The sequence below is a fragment of the Blastomonas sp. AAP53 genome (assembly GCF_000331245.1).
GTDB lineage: Bacteria > Pseudomonadota > Alphaproteobacteria > Sphingomonadales > Sphingomonadaceae > Blastomonas.
Map to the genome: position 1 here is coordinate 94,124 of NZ_ANFZ01000002.1, position 18,141 is coordinate 112,264.

Annotated in this window: 19 protein-coding genes; 8 read left to right on the forward strand and 11 right to left on the reverse strand. The window is 63.1% G+C overall.

Annotated features, from left to right (window positions below; all coding sequences use genetic code 11):
* Window positions 1–101: 101 nt before the first annotated feature.
* The 4 genes from D618_RS17255 to D618_RS17260 all read left to right on the forward strand — a co-directional run bounded on the left by D618_RS17255 (window position 102) and on the right by D618_RS17260 (window position 5,343).
* Window positions 102–443 carry a hypothetical protein gene (locus tag D618_RS17255; RefSeq protein ID WP_152414454.1) on the forward strand — a complete coding sequence of 114 codons (342 nt, stop codon included), beginning with the start codon at window positions 102–104 and terminating at the stop codon, window positions 441–443.
* Window positions 444–464: 21 nt separating this feature from the next.
* Window positions 465–1,028, forward strand: a complete 564-nt coding sequence (locus D618_RS0100495) for a TMEM165/GDT1 family protein (protein ID WP_017669520.1) — start codon at window positions 465–467, stop codon at window positions 1,026–1,028.
* Between the two features lie 102 nt (window positions 1,029–1,130).
* Complete coding sequence (locus tag D618_RS0100500) at window positions 1,131–1,598, forward strand: DNA starvation/stationary phase protection protein (RefSeq protein ID WP_017669521.1); 468 nt, start codon at window positions 1,131–1,133, stop codon at window positions 1,596–1,598.
* A gap of 220 nt (window positions 1,599–1,818) precedes the next feature.
* Entirely contained in the window at window positions 1,819–5,343 is a 3,525-nt protein-coding gene (locus D618_RS17260; RefSeq protein ID WP_193746656.1) for an autotransporter domain-containing protein, read from the forward strand.
* Window positions 5,344–5,591: 248 nt separating this feature from the next.
* On the opposite strand, the gene D618_RS17265 is transcribed toward D618_RS17260, so the two are convergent.
* From D618_RS17265 to D618_RS0100540, 7 genes are all read right to left on the reverse strand, one after another.
* Window positions 5,592–6,554 carry a glycerophosphodiester phosphodiesterase family protein gene (locus tag D618_RS17265; RefSeq protein WP_017669523.1) on the reverse strand — a complete coding sequence of 321 codons (963 nt, stop codon included), beginning with the start codon at window positions 6,552–6,554 and terminating at the stop codon, window positions 5,592–5,594.
* Between the two features lie 345 nt (window positions 6,555–6,899).
* Window positions 6,900–7,520 (reverse strand): MarC family protein, encoded by a 621-nt coding sequence (locus D618_RS0100515; RefSeq protein ID WP_017669524.1) that lies wholly within the window; start codon window positions 7,518–7,520, stop codon window positions 6,900–6,902.
* Entirely contained in the window at window positions 7,517–8,260 is a 744-nt protein-coding gene (locus D618_RS17270; RefSeq protein WP_017669525.1) for a hypothetical protein, read from the reverse strand. The genes D618_RS0100515 and D618_RS17270 overlap by 4 nt, the downstream gene beginning before the upstream one ends.
* A complete protein-coding gene (folD, locus tag D618_RS0100525) occupies window positions 8,260–9,150 on the reverse strand; it encodes a bifunctional methylenetetrahydrofolate dehydrogenase/methenyltetrahydrofolate cyclohydrolase FolD (protein WP_017669526.1) in 891 nt (296 codons plus the stop codon). Before folD ends, D618_RS17270 begins: the two co-directional genes overlap by 1 nt.
* Before the next feature lie 60 nt (window positions 9,151–9,210).
* Window positions 9,211–9,501 carry a YggT family protein gene (locus tag D618_RS0100530; RefSeq protein WP_017669527.1) on the reverse strand — a complete coding sequence of 97 codons (291 nt, stop codon included), beginning with the start codon at window positions 9,499–9,501 and terminating at the stop codon, window positions 9,211–9,213.
* A gap of 89 nt (window positions 9,502–9,590) precedes the next feature.
* Window positions 9,591–10,487: an acetylglutamate kinase gene (gene argB / locus D618_RS0100535; RefSeq protein ID WP_017669528.1), complete on the reverse strand. Its 897-nt coding sequence runs from the start codon at window positions 10,485–10,487 to the stop codon at window positions 9,591–9,593.
* Window positions 10,484–11,128: a queuosine precursor transporter gene (locus tag D618_RS0100540; protein ID WP_017669529.1), complete on the reverse strand. Its 645-nt coding sequence runs from the start codon at window positions 11,126–11,128 to the stop codon at window positions 10,484–10,486. Before D618_RS0100540 ends, argB begins: the two co-directional genes overlap by 4 nt.
* A gap of 83 nt (window positions 11,129–11,211) precedes the next feature.
* On the opposite strand from D618_RS0100540, the gene D618_RS0100545 reads away from it, so the two are divergent.
* The 4 genes from D618_RS0100545 to D618_RS0100560 all read left to right on the forward strand — a co-directional run bounded on the left by D618_RS0100545 (window position 11,212) and on the right by D618_RS0100560 (window position 13,999).
* Window positions 11,212–11,775: a pyridoxamine 5'-phosphate oxidase family protein gene (locus tag D618_RS0100545; protein WP_017669530.1), complete on the forward strand. Its 564-nt coding sequence runs from the start codon at window positions 11,212–11,214 to the stop codon at window positions 11,773–11,775.
* A 6-nt stretch (window positions 11,776–11,781) separates the two neighbouring features.
* The gene (locus D618_RS17275) at window positions 11,782–11,991 is read left to right on the forward strand and encodes a DUF2007 domain-containing protein (protein WP_017669531.1); all 210 of its coding nucleotides are present in this window, start codon (window positions 11,782–11,784) and stop codon (window positions 11,989–11,991) included.
* 58 nt (window positions 11,992–12,049) lie between these two features.
* Complete coding sequence (locus D618_RS0100555) at window positions 12,050–12,250, forward strand: zinc-finger domain-containing protein (protein ID WP_017669532.1); 201 nt, start codon at window positions 12,050–12,052, stop codon at window positions 12,248–12,250.
* A 333-nt stretch (window positions 12,251–12,583) separates the two neighbouring features.
* Window positions 12,584–13,999 carry a DEAD/DEAH box helicase gene (locus tag D618_RS0100560; RefSeq protein ID WP_017669533.1) on the forward strand — a complete coding sequence of 472 codons (1,416 nt, stop codon included), beginning with the start codon at window positions 12,584–12,586 and terminating at the stop codon, window positions 13,997–13,999.
* A 37-nt stretch (window positions 14,000–14,036) separates the two neighbouring features.
* Here D618_RS0100560 and msrB read toward each other — a convergent pair whose 3' ends face one another.
* The 4 genes from msrB to D618_RS0100580 form a co-directional block, all read right to left on the reverse strand.
* The gene (gene msrB, locus D618_RS0100565) at window positions 14,037–14,540 is read right to left on the reverse strand and encodes a peptide-methionine (R)-S-oxide reductase MsrB (RefSeq protein WP_152414483.1); all 504 of its coding nucleotides are present in this window, start codon (window positions 14,538–14,540) and stop codon (window positions 14,037–14,039) included.
* A gap of 77 nt (window positions 14,541–14,617) precedes the next feature.
* Window positions 14,618–15,862, reverse strand: a complete 1,245-nt coding sequence (locus tag D618_RS0100570; RefSeq protein ID WP_017669535.1) for a cytochrome P450 — start codon at window positions 15,860–15,862, stop codon at window positions 14,618–14,620.
* A 298-nt stretch (window positions 15,863–16,160) separates the two neighbouring features.
* A complete protein-coding gene (locus D618_RS0100575) occupies window positions 16,161–17,558 on the reverse strand; it encodes an ammonium transporter (RefSeq protein WP_026091123.1) in 1,398 nt (465 codons plus the stop codon).
* A gap of 12 nt (window positions 17,559–17,570) precedes the next feature.
* Window positions 17,571–17,909, reverse strand: coding sequence for a P-II family nitrogen regulator (locus D618_RS0100580; RefSeq protein WP_017669537.1), 339 nt, complete (start codon window positions 17,907–17,909; stop codon window positions 17,571–17,573).
* Window positions 17,910–18,141: the final 232 nt, after the last annotated feature.

Here is an 18,141-nt window from a genome sequence, read left to right on the forward strand (position 1 = left end):
GCGCCGGGTCGAAGGTGTCATGACACGGTCATGCCCTTGCCCAATAATTAACCTGATTGTGCCAGGGTACCCTTGTCACCAGCATCACGCAGGAGGGTCCAGTGCATACCCCATCAGCTTCCGAACCGGCCCACGACCGGCTGACGCTGGCAAGGCAGCAACTGCGCATGCAGGCAGGGCACGTCCGCTCGCTCGCTCGCCGGGTCGCGCGCGATGACCTGAAGCGTGAAATCGCCAAGATGCGGCACATGGCGGCGAGCAACGCCTTGCCTTGCGTCAGCGATCTGGCTCATGGCCTTGAACATCTGCTGACGCATGGCTGGAGCCGCACGATGGCGGTGCAGTATCTGGACGCGATGGACGAAGCGATTGCCTGCGACTGCGGTGACGGCGACATGCGCGCCGCGATGCTCGCGTCGATCGCGGTTCGTGGAGTGCGCTGAGCTGCGCTATCGTTCCGGCTGATGGAAGCCTTTGTCACCACATTGCTGCTGACCGCGATCGTCCAGACGGGCGACCGCGCACAGTTGCTGTCCGCAGCCCTGGGCCAGCGGTTCGACCGGCCTGTGCCCCTGTTGCTTGCAGCGTTTCTGGCGAGCGGGCTGCTCGCGGCGGTGGGCGCGCTGGGCGGGGTCGTTGTCGGCGACTGGATCAGCATCGACGCGCTGCGGTTGTTTTATGCGCTTTCGCTGCTGTTTGCCGGGCTGGGCATGCTGGCGTGGCGACGCCCGGTTGGCGTGCTGCAGCGCTGGCGCACCGGACCGTTCCTCACCGGTCTGCTGGGCATCGCCATCGTGCAGTTTGGCGACAAGGGCCAGTTCATCATCGCCGCCACCGCCGCACGGAGCCATGACTGGGTCTGGCCGCTGCTGGGCGGATGGAGCGGCACGATGCTGGGGCTGGCGCCTGCGGTCATCTGGCAAGGCGAACTGGCACGACTGCCGTTGCGCGCGGTGCGCATCGCGGCAGGCGCGATCATCACGCTGATCGGCACCGCGCTCGCGCTGGCAGCCTTCGGGCTGATCTGACCGGAGTTCTTTCAGATCGGCGCGGGTGCATAAAGGATCATGCCATTTGGGCTTTTCCAACCTATGTTAACGTCAACGACCCACCACACAGGAGTAAATGCCATGGGAAACAAGAAGGGCGACAATGCCAGCAAGGCGCTGGCCGAAGCGATGAATGGCCTGCTGGCCGACAGCTTCGCACTGTACCTCAAGACAAAGAATTTTCACTGGCATGTCGCAGGTCCGCACTTTCGCGAATATCATCTGCTGCTGGATGATCATGCCACCCAGATCCTGGCGATTACCGACGCGATCGCCGAGCGGGTCCGCAAGAACGGCCATCGCACGCTGACCTCGATCGGCGACATCACGCGTCACCAGTCGATCGCAGACAATGACAAGTCCAGCGTCTCGGCGGAAGCAATGCTGAAGGAATTGCGCGACGACAACATCGCCTTCGTTGGCCGGCTGCGTGCGGTCAAGGAACTGGCGGGCCAGGCTGGCGACAACGCCACCGATGGCATGGTCGACGACTGGACCGACCAGGCGCAGGAGCGCGCGTGGTTCCTCACAGAGACGCTTGGCAAGTAACCGAGCAATGCCGTCCAGAGCCGCCTATCCCCCTGTTTCATGGGGTTTTCATGCGGATTTCGGGCTGCTGCACGTCTGAGGGCGGCTGGCTGGCGCAAGAATATGTGTCCAGCCAGCAACACTGGCCTTTAATCGTAATCGCCCATGCGCGGACGCGTTGCGTTTAATGTCGCGTCCGGTAACTTCCCCGATCAACAAAGTCGTCAAGCAGGGGATAATCATGGTCAAGAACAATAGAGGTCTACACAGGGCTATCAGCGGCGGCGTCGCCGCCTCCGCGATGGCAGTGGCGCTGGCTGCCGCTCCGGCTCTTGCAATCGAGGCCAATGCCAGTTCAGCCTCCGATATCCGCAATTTGCTGACCGCCGATGGCCTGTCACCGCATTTCGATTCCAGCCTGAACCTCATGGATGCCAAGCCGGAGCCGCATTCGATGCGTCTCGACATTCAGGATGTCGAGCTGGATCCGCAGATCCTGATCGCCAACCCCGGCACCCCCACCACCGCGCGTGATCCCGTCAACATCACCGGCGTCGCCCAGATGGTGGTCGATAACGGCAATGGCGGTGTCGGTCTGTGCACCGGTTCGCTGATCAATCCGCGCACCGTGCTGTTTGCCGCACACTGCGTGAACAGCCGTGCCGCAACGGCCTATGGCGCCAATTCGGGCGGCGTCGCCATCGCCTTCGGGTTCGAAACCAACACCCGCGCCAACGCACCGGGCCAGGTCGACGAACTGGTTCGCTGGCTGCTTGGCACCAATGGTCAGGGTCGCTTCCAGACCAACACCGCACAGGCTTTGTACAACGTGAATGCGGTGGCCTATCACCCGCGTTCGGTCGAGCCGGGCAACGGCTTCCTCTATGCCGATATCGCGGTCGCCTCGCTCGACACACCCGCCGTCGGCATTCCGACCTGGTCGCTGCTGCTGTCGCAGCTGCCCCAGCCGACCGCGATCACCGCTGCCAGCGGCACCGGTTATCACGTGAACCTGGCCGGCTATGGCGGCAACGGTACCGGAACCTCTGGCACGCTGCCGATCGACTTCCGCCGCCGTACCGCCGAAAACTGGCTGGGCGCGCTGACCTCGCTCGATGATTTCCAGGCGTTTCTGTTCGGCGCGCCTCCCGAAGGTCTGCCGCAGAACCTGTACTGGATCGACTTCGACGATCCGCGTCGTGGCACAGCTGCGGCCAGCCCGTTCGATTTCAACGCCTTTCGCGATAACGCACTGCCCCGTGAAGGGACCACCGCAGGTGGCGATTCGGGCGGCCCGCTGATCCTCGACCGCACTTTCACGCGCGAAGTGATCATCGGCGTGCTGTCGGGTGGCTATACGCGCTTCTTCAACGGCCAGCCCGCCAACGGCTTCGGCACCGCCTCGTTCTATCAGCCGCTCTACCTGTATTGGGACTGGATCGCAGAGAACAACCCGTATCGCTACGTGTCGGCCAATGCCGGCAGCCGCAACTGGAACGACCCGACGCACTGGATCACGACCCAGGATCCCAATTACTTCATCATCGGTCCCGACGGCCAGCTCATCAACGGCACCCCATCTTCGGCTGGCGGCACCACGGTGGATACCAGCGGCAAGTTCGGCCAGGCCTGCTTCCAGTCAGGCGGCCTCAGCGAGTGCGTCGACTTCAGCACCGGCACCACCACGGTCGAGCGCAAGCCGATCGGCACGGGTAGCGAAAGCGACAATGCAGGAACCGCAACCATTGCCAGCGGCATTGGCGAAGCGGTGGTCGAAAGCGCCGCAGCAACAGCGCAGATCGCGGCGACCGACCCTGTCGGCCAGGCCACCATCGCGCTGCCGCCGGCATCCATCGCCAACGGTCTGCCAGGGGCGACCAACTTCGTTCCCAACAACACCGCCGGCAACCGTACCGCAGGCATCCTGCCGCGCTATTTCGACGTGACCCTGTCGGCTGCCGGCACGACCACGCTCGACAGCACGGTGACCATCGACCGCTTCCGCCTGAACGGCGCAGCGGCCGCACTCAACATCACCTCGACCGGTTCGCTGACCAGCCTGATCGATGTCACGCAGACCATCGGTTCGATGCAGGTCAATGGCCGGCTGACGTCGGTGGGTGACTATTTCATGATGACCGGCGGCCTGAGCGGCACCGGCACCGTGAAGGCGCCGTTCTTCACCAGCGTTGCAGGCACCATCTCTCCGGGTGCCACAGGCAATGCCGGCAACATCGGCACGCTGACCATCGACGGCAACGTCATCCTTTCATCGGCGACGCAGTTCAATGTCGATGTTGGCAACGGCGTGTCGGATCGACTTGCCATCACCGGCAACGCCAGCCTGGGTGGCCGCGTGGTCGTCTCGCCGGTGCCCGGCTATACAATCAAGAACGGCGACACCTATCGCATCGTCACCACGGGCGGCACGATCTCGGCAGGGTTCAACTCCGCCGCCCCGATCAGCGCCATCCTGACGCCGGTGCTCACCACCAGCGCCAATGCCGTCGACATGCGCATCACCGCAGGCCAGTATCGCAACGTTATTGTGGCGGGATCGCGCGTCCAGTCGTCCTATGCGAGCATTCTGGACAGCAATCGCGCGGCAGCCGGCACCTATTCGGACGTCTTCCTGCGCACTGACCTCATGTCGGCCGCGCAGATCCAGGCGACGTTCGAATCGCTGGCACCGTTCGCAGAATCGACCCGGCTCAGCATGAGCGAGTCGATGCTGTCGAGCACATCACGCTTCCACCGCACCCGCATGCAGTCGGCCTTGTCCGGCGATATGGGCGGTACGGTCGCGATGATCGGCCAGCCGCTCAACCTTGCTGCCACTGCCACCAGCGGCGCGGTACTGCCGGGTGCGATGGCGGCGGCTGCAGCGGGTCAGGACGCGCAGGAAACCGTGATGGAATCGCCGTCGCTGGGCAGCGATTATGCGATCTATCTGGGTGGCGGCTATCTCAACGGCAAGTCCACGCCGATGCCGACCTCGCTGACCAATGGCCGGCAGGATAATTTCGACGGTTATTTCGTTGTCGGCGGCTTTGAATATCTGCCGCGCGATGGTGTCGTGCTGGGTATCTCGGCGAGCTACTCGGATGTCGACGCCAACGTCGTCCGCGGCCAGCAGGCATCGGGCAGGTTGCTGGAAGGCAGCGTCTATGGTGCGGTGACCACGCCGGGCGGCATGATCGTCGACGGCCGTGTCAGCGCAGGCAGCTTCAAGGTCGATACCGCGCGCAGCGTGGCAGTCGGCACTGGACTGTTCAACCTGGCAACCCAGGACGATAGCCTGGCGATCACCGCGGAACTGGGCCTTTCGGCTCCGATCGAAGGCAAGTCTGTCGTCGTCACTCCGCGTGTTGCCGCCCAGTATCAGTATATCGGCTTTGACGATGTGCGTGAAACCGGGGGCGGTCCGGCTCTGGATATCGATCGCAACAAGTTCGATAGCCTGCAGATCCGCACCGGCCTGTCGGCCAGCGCCAAGAAGACCGCCGTGTTCCGGCCCTATATCTACGCCGATTTCGTCTATGACGTGCTGGAAGGCGACCGGTTCTTCGGTGCCAACTTCGCAGGCAGCACCACGGGCCGCTTCCCGTTTGCCTATCGCGCGGATGACCGCACCTGGGCAGAAACGGGCGTGGGCCTGACGATCTCGCAGCCGACCTTCGACTTCACCGCGTCGATCGACACCACGGTGGGTCGCCAGGACTTCCAGGCACAACAATACTCGCTCTCGGCGCTGGTCCGCTTCTAAGCACCAGCCCGGGCGGCAAGCCTAAAGAAAAGCCCGTCAGCCGAGAGGCTGGCGGGCTTTTTCTTTGGGGGTGGGGAAGGTTCAGGCGGTGGGAACTGAACTGCCGCTGGATTGTCCCGCATCGCATGTCTTGCATCCGGTACGGCCGCTTTCAGTGCATTGTGGCTACAGTCGTGGCGGCCGTAATGGGTGGGCACCTGTGCAGGCTTCAGCTTTTTGGCGGCAATCGCAGTTCTGCGGCTATTCGCCTAAGCTCCACTCTCTCGCGCGCCGGCCTTCCTTGTCCACGCTGGCCCGACCTGCTCTATCGCGTCGGTCCAGATCAACCCGTTGAAGCCGGGCGGAACGGCATCGAGATCATCGGGGTCGGTTATGCCGGGTGCGCCATTTTCGTTTTCAATGTTGCCGAGGAATATCACGGTCGTATTGGATTGGCGCATCCGCTCGAGAAAGCGGTTGGGCCATCCCCACACCAGATGCCTGTAGTTGATAGGCACCCCGATAACGCCGTCGACGCAGGAGTGCGGCGACTTTGTGCTCCATCCGACCTTCAGGTAATCGAGGGTACACTCTTTCATCCCGCGCTTGGAAAAGGCAAAGCCTGTCGGATTGATCGCTTTCCAGCGCCCGACAGGCCTTTCATGGCCGTAGACCATGATCCTGTCATCGATCGTGATGCCCTGCCCCTTGAGATAGGCGTGCAACAGATCGGCTTCCTCGATCCATCGACTTTTGAAGTTGATCAGAAAGCGTTGCTGGGGAAAGGCCTTCAGGACTTCGGCCAAAGAGGGCATCATTCCCTCGCCCTTTCCGCGAAACGGGAATGTCTTGCCGCCGTCGGCCGTGTATCCATGGCCTATGTCGAGCGACTTGAGATATGTCAGTGAATGCTCACGCGTGACACCGCTCCCTTCGGTTCGGCAATCGATCGTCCAATCGTGAAAGACCACGAACTCGTTGTCGCTCGTGGGGTGAATATCGATTTCCAGGATGTCCGCGCCAGCCCGAAAGCTCGCGGCTATCGATGGCAAGGTGTTCTCAATATAGGCGTTTGTCGGGGGCAGCATGCGACTGGCTGTGCACGTGTCCTTGTCGATCCCATCCCGGTCGTAAAGCTGATGGATCCCTCTGTGGGCCATCAGCCGCGCTTTGCCGTCAGGCTCAGGTGCAAGCCACGATGCATTCATCAAATAGACTGCGCCGACCACCATGAGCGCAGCAACACAAAATGCGCGACGTCGATTCATATGCCGATGCCCAGCCTGTAGTGAGGTGACCGTTCTTAGGCTGATATTGGCCGTGAAGGAATGACTGAATTGGCGTCGTTTGCAGCAGGCTAGATTTTGCCCAAACAAGCGAAAAATCCGCCCCCCTTCCGCTCAGCCTGAGCCTGTCGAAGGCCCCGCTATACGGCTGGCCTGGGCGAGGGTCATTTGACTTCGCGGGCTACGCCCGCTGCTCAGAGCCTGTCCTGAACCTGATTCAGGAATGAGCGGAGGTGGTTAGTCTTTGGCAATAAGCGGGGCTGTATGCTGCCACGCGCTCGGCCTGTCACCCTACTGAAAGCTCGCCCGCAATCCATCGATCACGAACTGCGCTGCGAGCGCTGCCAGCAGCACACCCAACAGCCGGGTGATCACCGCTTCGGCCTTGGAGCCCAGCAGCTTCATCAGCGGGCCTGCGGTGACCAGGGCGAGCAATGTCAGCAGCAGCACCGCCAGCAGCGCCGCGAGAATCGTCAGTGCGCGGTCGAGGCCGCTGTTCTGTGAGACCAGCAGCATGACCGATGCGATCGATCCCGGCCCCGCGATCATCGGCATGGCCATCGGGAAGATCGAGACATCCTCGATCTCGGGCGTCTCGATCACCTTCTGCGCGCGCTGTTCGCGGCGTTCGGTGCGCTTTTCGAACACCATGTCGAGCGCGATCAGGAACAGCATGATTCCGCCGGCGATGCGGAAGCTGTCAAGCTCGATGTGCAGCGCCGAGAGCAGCACCTCGCCGAACAAGGCAAACACCAGCAGGATGCCGCCCGCTACGATCACCGCGCGGATCGCCATGCTGCGCCGCTGCTGGGCATTGGCCTCGGTGGTCATGCTGGCATAGATCGGCGCGCAGCCGGGTGGGTCGATGACCACGAACAGCGTCACGAAAGCGGAGATAAACAGTTCGATCATGCCGCACCTGCCGGGACATCGTCGCGCACGACGGTTTCGAATTCGGTGCCGTTCCACAGGTCGATGCTGACCGTGCGGCTGCCATCAGCGCGGACGTTCCAGCGCCAGACCATCGTGCCATCGGTCGATGCGCGCGCACCGCTCGAGGCGGGGGCAGCAATCCTGGCATCCTTGGCCAGCGGCCCCATCTGCACGCCCTCGAGCAGCGCCTTGGGGTCACCGGTGCACACCGCCGTGCGCGAGCTGATCATGTCGCCATCGCCTTCGGTGGCAGCGATCAATGCGCCGTGGTTGAACACCCAACGCCACTTGGGCTTCTTGGCGCGCGGCTTTTCCAGGTTCTGCCACACGCTGGTGTAGCTGCCGACCTGGCCATCGGGGAAATTGAGGACGCCGCTGGCAGCGCCAGTGCGGCCGTCGCACGCCATGAAAAGGCGTTTGGCCTGCCATCGGGCGGCCTGGGGCGGATCGGCGCGGTCTTTCAGCCAGCTTTGTGCCAGCACCGGCCCCTCGGTCAGCGTCACGGCATCCGGGGCAGCGGTCTCGCGCGAAGCGGTCCACTGGCCCTTTTCCTGCGCCAGACGCGCAAAGGCGATGTCGGCAACCAGAACGGCGCTCGAATTGGCATAGGATTGCCCCGGCGGGCCGCGATGTTCGCCCGGTGGCGGGCCGGGTTGAGCACTCGCCGCGATGGGCAGCAGAGCGGCCCACATGGCGAGCCAGCGGTGATGCAGGCGCATCACAATCCCTCCGGCGCGCGCAGACCGGCGCGGCGGTGCGCGGCAACGAGCGTGTTGCGCAGGAGGCAAGCGATGGTCATCGGGCCGACACCGCCAGGTACCGGCGTGATCGCACCAGCAACAGCGACGCATTCGTCATAGGCGACGTCACCGACCAGTCTGGTCTTGCCGGGCTCGGCGCCGGGGACGCGGTTGATGCCGACATCGATCACGCAAGCGCCGGGTTTGATCCAGTCGCCGCGTACCATCTCTGCGCGGCCCACGGCGGCAACGACAATATCGGCCAGGCCGACGATGGCGGGAAGGTCTTTCGTGCGGCTGTGCGCGATCGTGACGGTGCAGCTTTGCTGCAGCAACAGCTGCGCCATCGGCTTGCCGACAATATTCGATCGGCCAATCACCACCGCGTGCAGCCCGGACAGGTCGCCCAGCGTGTCCTGCAACAGCATCAGCGAGCCCAGCGGGGTGCAGGGCACCAGAGCCTCTTCGCCGACCGCCAATTTGCCCGCGTTGACGACATGGAAGCCGTCGACATCCTTGGCCGGATCGATCGCGGCGAGCACCGCCTTGTCGTCGATATGCGCAGGCAGCGGCAGCTGGACCAGAATTCCGTCCACCGCATCATCGGCGTTGAGCGTGGCGACCAGTTCGAGCAGCGCCTGCTCGCTGGTGTCGGCGGGCAACCGGTGCTCGAAGCTGAGCATCCCGGCTTCGACGGTCGCCTTGTGCTTGGAGCGGACATAGACCTGGCTGGCCGGGTCTTCACCCACCAGAACGACGGCAAGACCGGGCGCGCGGCCGGCGGCCTGCACGAAACCGGGGACAAGCGCTGCGAGGCGCGCACGCAAACCGGCCGCGAAGGCCTTTCCATCTATGATACGGGCTGTCATGCCCGCCGCTCTAACGTCAAATGCGCGTCATTGCCACAGCAGAGCGCGGATTTACGCTGCTCAGGCGAACTGCACCCACAAACGCGGGATGATCGAACGCTGGACGATCATGATCAGCAGCAGCACTACCATCGGCGCCAGATCGATCATGCCGAGGTCCGGCATGATCTTGCGAACGGGACGATAGATCGGCTCGGTGATCCGGTGCAGCGATTCGACCAGCTGGCGAACCAGGTCGTTCTGCATGCTGACGACGTTGAATGAGATCAGCCAGGACAGGACGATCTGGATGATGATGAACCACGTCACCACCGTCAGCAATATGTCCAGGATTTCGAGCAGGATCTGCATAAGTCTCTCAATATGGCCTGGCCCGATATCTAGGGCGAGATTGGGTGTATTACAAGACTAAAACGGCTGGGCGCGCAAGCTCCAGACCCTCAGGCGCGGATGAGCGTGCCTGCACCGCGCGAGGTGAAGATTTCCAGCAGCATTGCATGCGGCACCCGTCCATCAAGGACAACCGCCGCATCAACGCCCTGTTCCACGGCATGGACGCAGGTTTCCAGCTTGGGTATCATGCCCCCGCTGATCGTGCCATCGGCGCGCAGCGCGGCGATATCGGCTGGCGTCAGATCGGACAGCAGCTTCTTAGCCTTGTCGAGCACACCTGCCACATCGGTCAGCAGGAACAGCCGCGATGCGCCCAGAGCGGCTGCGACAGCGCCGGCCATGGTATCGGCGTTGATGTTGTAGGTCTGCCCATCCGCGCCCACGCCGATCGGCGAGACGACGGGGATCATGCCTGCGTCCGAAATGGTCTTGAGCACCGTGCAATCGATCGATTCGGGCTCGCCGACAAAGCCGAGGTCGATCGCGCGTTCGATATTGCTGTCGGGGTCGCGCATCGTGCGCTCGACCTTGCTCGCGCGGACGAAGCCTGCGTCCTTGCCGCTGATGCCGATCGCCTTGCCGCCGGCAGCCGCGATCCAGGTCACAAGCTCCTTGTTGATCGCGCCCAGCACCATTTCGGCGACGTTCGCGGTCTCGCTGTCGGTAACGCGCAGGCCGTCGATGAATTCGGACTGCACGCCCAGCCTTTTCAGCATCGCGCCGATCTGTGGGCCGCCGCCGTGCACGACGACGGGGTTGATGCCCACGGCTTTGAGCAGCACGACATCTTCGGCAAAGTCGCGCGCCAGCTCGGGGTCGCCCATCGCATGGCCGCCGTATTTGACGACGAAGCTCTTGCCCGCATAGCGCTGCATGAAGGGCAGGGCTTCGGTGAGGGTCTCTGCCTTGGCCAGCAGCGCGGGGTCGTGGATATGGTCGCTCATGCGTCGAGCCTTTTGCCCAGACGGACGAAGAACACAATCAGGAACGGCACCAGGGCCACCGACAACGCCACCTTGGCGACCATCTGCCCGACGAGCAGCTGGCCGATCGGGAACACGCCATAAAAGGCGATGGTGACGAAGATCAAGGTGTCGACGATCTGCGAGAGCGCCGAGGCGATCACCCCGCGCACCGCCAGCAAGCGGCCCGGCATGTTCTGCAGCTTGGAGAAAATATAGACGTTGAGGAACTGCGAGACGCCATAGGCACACACGCCTGCTGCCCAGATGCGACCCGTCGCGCCCAGGATCAGCTGGATCGCCGCTGCGTTCTCGGGTGCCATATCGGGCGAGGCGGGCAGCGCGAAGACCACCCACGAGAGCGCCATGGCAAACAGCAGCGGCACAAAGCCGAACTTCACCAGGCTGTTGGCGGTGTCGCGGCCGTGCAGCTCTGCAATCGCGCTGGAGACCACCACCAGCAGCAGGAAGGCAAAGATGCCCGCCTCCACCGCCAGCGGGCCGATCGAGACCTGCTTGTTGCCCAGCACACCGGCCAGGCACACCATGCCGCCGTAGAACACGGACAGCACATAAAGCGATCGGGGAATGCCGGGGGTGCCGGCAGCAGGGGCGGTCGTCATGGCCGACGCGGTAACGGCTTTTTGCGACGGGGGGAAGGGGGGACGCTCTTGCGCCGCCCGCCCCCTTCCAGCACTATGGGCGCATGTCGGAATTCACCACCAGCCTGACCGAGAAGCACCGCGCGTTCATCGCGCGCCAGCCGGTCTTCTTCGTCGCCACCGCCGCAGCCGATGCGCGCATCAATCTCAGCCCCAAGGGCTATGATGCGTTCCGCGTGCTGGAGGACAACCGCGTCGCCTATCTCGACCTGGGTGGGTCGGGCAACGAGACGCACGCGCATCTGTTGGCCGATGGGCGCATCACGATCATGTTCTGCGCGTTCGAAAATCCGGCATTGATCCTGCGCATCTATGGCCGGGGTCGGCCGGTGCTGCCGCAGGATTCCGAATGGGACGGCCTGGCATCGCACTTCGAGATGCTGCCCGGCACGCGGCAGATCTTCGATATCACGGTCGACAGCGTGCAGACGAGCTGTGGCTGGGGCGTGCCGGTGATGGAGTTCGAGCGCGAGCGCGAGACGCTGAAAAAAGCGCACCGGCAAAGCGAGCCTGACAAATGGCTGGCCAAGACCGCCGGGCGCACCCGTTCGATCGACGGACTTCCGACCACGCCGACCACGCGCTATTTCACCGATGCGCAGGGCTAAGCGCGCATGAGCCTGAAAGCGATTGCCGAATATGCAGACCGGATCGAGGCGGAGATGGCGCGGCTGACGCTGGGGGCTGAAGGCATCGAGGCGCACATTTTCGATGGCGGCATGGCAGGCCTCGGCCTGGGCTTCATGACCCCGGCGCGGTTGATGGTGATTCCTGAGGATGCGGCGCGAGCGCGCAGCGTGCTCGAAAAACTGGGTGAGGCCTGACCGCAAGGGCGCAAAGCCCGATTGCGCAGGCGCGGCAGTTTTGATAATCGCCTTGTCCATGATCACGCCTCCTGAAACCGTTCGCACCACCACTCCCCGCGTCGCCTGCGATGGCGCCAGCGAAGTTCGGGGCGGTGCGGCTTTGGGCCATCCGCGCGTCTGGCTGCAGATCGACGAGAAGGGCTATGTCGAATGCGGCTATTGCGACCGCCGGTTCGTGCTGGTCGGCGGCCCAGCGGACGTCCAGGAAGCCGCCTGATCCGGGTACGGATCGGCTCCGTCAGCGAATCTCCTTGCATTTGAGACGCATCGCGGCCATATGCCGCTCCAAGCAGCGCGCCTCGGCACGGGAATCCTTCCCAATGCCCCTTATGAACCGGCAGCGTGAACATCGTTCTGGCCTCGCCCTCCCGGGCACAGGCTGACACGATTGGCCGGGTCCTGAAACCCCGCTGCTGACTTTCCGAACATCCCAATTCACGCGGGGCGTTTTCCTGAAGCATCTGGAAGAACTCCGGGCGCTTCTGAACCCCGCAATGCGCGCGCCGCCCCCATCGGGCCGGGACGCGCGTTGCTCTGTAAAGAGTATATTATGTCTTATTTTCATGAACTTGGCCTGGCTGATCCGATTCTGCGCGCGCTCGATGCCAAGGGTTACGACACCCCCACGCCGATCCAGAAGGATGCCATCCCCGCACTGATGGAAGGTCGCGACCTTCTGGGCATCGCGCAGACCGGCACCGGCAAGACCGCTGCGTTTTCGCTGCCTTCGCTGCATCACCTCGCCAAGGAAGCCAAGGGCCGCACCCACAAGGGCTGCCGGATGCTCATCCTGTCGCCGACGCGCGAACTGGCCGCACAGATCGCCGAGAACATCCGCGAATATGCGCGCTATCTCAACCTGTCGGTTAACTGCATCTTCGGCGGCGTGCCGATCAACCAGCAGAAGCGCAAGCTGCAGGCGGGCACCGATGTGCTCGTGGCAACGCCGGGCCGTCTGCTTGACCTGATCGAACAGCGCGCACTGACGCTCGAAAATGTCGAGATCTTCGTGCTCGACGAAGCCGACCAGATGATGGACCTGGGCTTTATCGTTCCCTTGAAGCGCATCGCATCGATGCTGCCCAAGCAGCGCCAGAGCCTGTTCTTCTCGGCCACCATGCCCAAGGCGATTGCCGAACTGGGCGCGCGGTTCCTGAACAATCCGGTCCGCGTCGAAGTGGCGCCGCAGTCGACCACAGCTGAGCGCGTCGAACAATATGTCACCTTTGTCAGCCAGGGCGAAAAGCAGGCATTGCTCACGCTGAAGATCCAGGAAATCAAGCCTGAGCGCACGCTCGTCTTCACCCGCACCAAGCATGGCGCGGACAAGGTGGTGCGCGCGCTGGCAGGTGCCGGAATCCGCTCTGCCGCGATCCATGGCAACAAGAGCCAGGGCCAGCGCACTGCGGCACTTGCAGCGTTCAAGGATGGCGACATCAAGGTTCTGATCGCCACCGATATCGCTGCGCGCGGCATCGACATCAACGGTGTCAGCCATGTGTTCAACTATGACCTGCCGCATGTGCCCGAACAATATGTTCACCGCATCGGACGCACCGCGCGCAACGGCGCGGATGGCATCGCGATCGCCTTTGTAAGCAATGACGAGCGGCCTTTGCTCAAGGACATCGAGAAGCTGACCAAGGTCAAGCCGACCCCGATGCCGCTGCCCAAGGGCTTTACCGAAGCCGCAGCGCAGCTTCCCCCGCCGGTCAAGGCGCCTGCCAACACGGGCGGCGGTCGCGGTGGCGAACGCAGCGGTGGTGATCGCAACGGCCCCGGCGGCCGCAACTACGGCCCCAAGCGTGACGGTGATCGTCGTCGCTCGGGCGGTGGTGGTCGTCCCGGCGGCGGTGGTGGTCGCTCGGGCGGCGGCGGTCGTCCCGGTGGCGGCGGTGGCGGTGGCGGCGGTTCGCGCGTCGGCGGCGTCGGTGCCCACAAGGACAGCGTCAAGCGCGTCGGCTGATTTTTAAATCCTCCCCCAGCAAGTTGGGGGAGGATTTTTATGCTTTTGCGGGGCGGAACAGCATCGCATCGCCGTTCATGCAATAGCGCTTGCCGGTGGGTTCGGGGCCGTCATCGAAGACATGGCCCAGATGGCCGCCGCAGCGCCGGCAGTGCACTTCGGTGCGCGCATAGCCGAGCAGCCGGTCGGTGCTGGTGCCCACCGCCTTGGGCAGAGGCGCGTAGAAGCTGGGCCAGCCGGTGCCGCTGTTGAACTTCGTCTTCGATGAGAACAGCGGGAGCTGGCAGCCAGCGCAGATGAAGGTGCCGGCGCGCTTTTCCTTGTCGAGCGGGCTGGAATAGGGCCGCTCTGTGCCCTCCTGGCGCAGCACATAATATTGATCGGGCGAAAGCTGCTTCTTCCAGGCCGCATCGGTCTTGGTGATTTCGAAGCTGCCCTTGGCCTTGGCGCTCGCGCCGCCGAAGGAAAAGCCGGCCAGGCTGATTGCGCCCAGCCCGGCGACGCCCAGAATGCCCGTATGCAGAAAATTGCGTCGATTCATGATCAGCTCCCGTGTCATCGCCCCGGCCTGTTCGACCGGAACGATGCCACAGTTACGCATGCGCCGCCATGTCGGCTTCAATATTTGCTCAACGACACCTGCATTGCGCGATAGCCGTGGACGAAGCAGGCGCGAACGCGCTCGGGCTCGGCGAGCACGTTGACCCGCATCCGGCGCTTGGCCATTTCTTCCAGCAGGATCGCGATCTGCAGTTCGGCGAGGCGCGCGCCGACGCAGCGGTGGATGCCGTAGCCGAAGGCGAGGTGCCGCCGCGCATTCTCGCGATCGACGATGATCTTGTCGGCATCTTCGAAGACGGTTTCGTCGCGATTGCCCGAAATGTACCACAAGGCGAGCTTGTCGCCCTTCTTGATGGTCTTGCCGAACAGGTCGTAATCTTCCAGCGCGGTGCGGCGCATGTGCGCCAGCGGCGTCTGCCAGCGGATGATTTCCTGCACCGCATTGGGGATCAGCGCGGGGTTCTGCTCCAGCTTCTCGCGCTGCTCGGGGAACTGGTGCAGCCCGTACGCGAGGCCCGACATCGAGTTGCGCGTCGTATCATTGCCGCCGACGATCAGCAGGATCAGGTTGCCCATGAATTCCAGCTCGTCCATCTCGGCCATTGCGTCGGAATGGATCATCATCGAAATGAGGTCGGGCGTCGGCTCGGCGTCGATCTTGGCATCCCACAGCTTCTTGAAATAGGCGCCCATCTCGTAGAGGTGCTTGAGCCGTTCGGCGCGCATCTCCTCGCTGTGCACCAGTTCGATATCGCCCGCCCAGTCTGACCATTCGGTGAGCTTGCGACGGTCGGCCCAGGGAAAATCGAACAGGATCGCCAGCATCTGCGTGGTCAGCTCGATCGAGACGGTATCGACCCAGTCGAACGGCTGGTCCCAGGGCAGGGTGTCGAGCAGCTCTGCGGTGCGCATGCGGATGTCGTCGGACATGCGCTTCATTTCGGAGGGCGTGAAGGCGGGTGCGACGGTGCGGCGCTGGCCGGTGTGCTTGGGCCGGTCCATCGCGATGAACATCGGCATCACCAGCTCGGTGGCGTCGTTTTCGTCCATGCGGTCGGCCAAAGTGATGCCGCCATGTTCGTAGGACGAGGAGAAGATCTCGGGCAGCGCTTCGACATGCTGGATCGCCTTGTGGCTGGTGACGTTCCAGAAATCGCCAAACATGCCGCCCTGCGTCCAGTGGATCGGGTCCTGCGCACGCATATGGGCGAACGGAGCCTGCCAGCGATCTTCGACATACCAGTCCGAATGGCTCATGTCGTAGTTCAGGTCGGTACCGGGTTCTTTCAAAACGGTGGCCATGGCTCTCTCCTTGATGCGTGTCCGCTATTCCCGGGTGCGATGGCCCGGCGGGTGCCGCCTGTGCAGCGGTCGTTGGGCGGATCGTCTCATCTTACTGACAGCTTTGTCAATACAGTTTCGATGTGAAACCGATGTCGCGCGCCGAGCATGGCTCCGGGGAGGATCGGGTACGCGCGGAACGGACACAAAAAATGGCCGGGATGTTGCCACCCCGGCCTTGAGTTGTCAGTTCGCAGGAGGAACCTCTGGAGGTCTGTGGCGGGGCTAGCGGTTCCCGCCACAGACCAAACTTTAAAACTCAGTAATTGTAAGCCCGTTCGCCATGCTCGCCGAGGTCGAGGCCTTCGCGCTCCACTTCAGGGGAGACACGCAGTCCGGTCACCAGCTTGGCGATGTAGAAGGCGATGGCAGAGCCGACGGCAGCCCAGACAATGGCAACACCGACAGCCATGATCTGGATGACCAGCTGTCCGCCGAGGTCGTAATCTTCGGCGCCGGGACCACCCAGAGCGGGCAGCATGGTGACAGCCGTTCCGATTGAGCCGACGATGCCGCCCAGACCGTGGATGCCGAAGGCGTCCAGCGAGTCGTCAAAGCCGAGCTTGGGCTTGATCTTCATGACGAAGATGCAGCAGATGACCGCAGTGACCGCGCCGAGCAGAATGGCACCGAACGGGCCGGAGTTGCCTGCAGCGGGGGTCACGGCGACGAGGCCTGCGATGGCACCCGAGCATGCGCCCAGCAGCGAGCCCTGGTGGCCGATCGCCTTTTCGGTCAGCATCCAGAACAGCACGCCTGCAGCCGTGGCGACGAAGGTGTTGATCAGGGCAAGGCCTGCCGAACCGTTTGCTTCCAGCGCGGAGCCGGCGTTGAAGCCGAACCAGCCCACCCACAGCAGACCGGTACCGATCAGGGTCATGGTCAGCGAGTGCGGTGCCATCACGTCCTTCTGATAGCCCAGACGCTTGCCCAGGATGATCGCGCCGACCAGTGCCGAGATGCCCGCGTTGATGTGCACCACGGTGCCGCCAGCGAAGTCCAGAGCGCCCCAGTCGAAGAGCAGGCCGGTGGTTTCAGGCGTTGCGCCCGCATACCAGACCATGTGCGCGATCGGGAAATAGACGATGGTCAGCCACACCGTGGCGAAAACCATCAGCGCGGAGAACTTCATCCGTTCCACCAGACCGCCGATGACCAGCGCCACGGTGATGGCGGCAAAGGTCATCTGGAAGGCGATGAACACGAATTCGGGGATCTGGAAGCCTTCCGAGAAGGTCGCAGCGGTCGAATCCGCGGTTACACCGGCGAGGAAGAACTTGCCGGTGGAGATGAACTGGTTGGCATCGCCACCAAAGGCCAGGCCATAGCCGTAGACGACCCAGATGATCATCGCGAGGCTGGCCACGGCGATGACCTGGGTCAGCACCGAGAGCATGTTCTTGGTGCGGACAAGGCCGCCATAGAAAAGGGCGAGGCCGGGTACGATCATCGCCATGACCAGCACGGTGGCCATGATCATCCAGGCGGTATCGCCCTTGTCGACAACCGGAACGACTTCAGCGGCGGCTTCGGCAACCGCCGGGGCGGCCTCGGCAACCTCTTCGGCCACTTCCTGCGCCCAGGCCTGGGCCGATACGAAAAACGAAAGCGCGGCCGTCCCGACAGCGGCGCCAATCTTGTGCAAAGGTTTCATCATTCCCCTTTCCCCTTACAGTGCCGTGTCGCCGGTTTCGCCGGTGCGGATGCGCGTGGCAGCCGCCAGGTCGAAAACGAAGATCTTGCCGTCACCGATGGAATCCGTGTTTGCAGCTGCCTGGATGGTTTCCACCACCTGCGGCGCCATGTCGTCGCTGACCGCGATCTCAAGCTTGAGCTTGGGGACCATGTTGGTGGTGTATTCAGCGCCGCGATAGATTTCGGTCTGGCCCTTCTGGCGGCCAAAGCCTTTCACCTCGGTCACGGTCATGCCCGCGACGCCCAGGCTGGTCAGGGCTTCGCGCACCTCGTCCAGCCGGAACGGTTTGATTATGGCAATGATGAATTTCATTACGCCCCCTTTGGTAATTTTATTGCAAGGCTGTGCCTCGTCACCGCTGGAAAGCTACGCAAACCACGTGCCAAGTCCGGCATTCCCGCGATTCCTAACGAATTATGAATTCGCAGGGCGGACAGAAGTTCAAAATTTGTGCAGATGCGAAGGAGTGCGTAAAATTTAGGCAGCATCCATGCTGCAGGTGCACACAATCAGGCCATCGATGCAGGCAAGGCCGCAAAGGCGG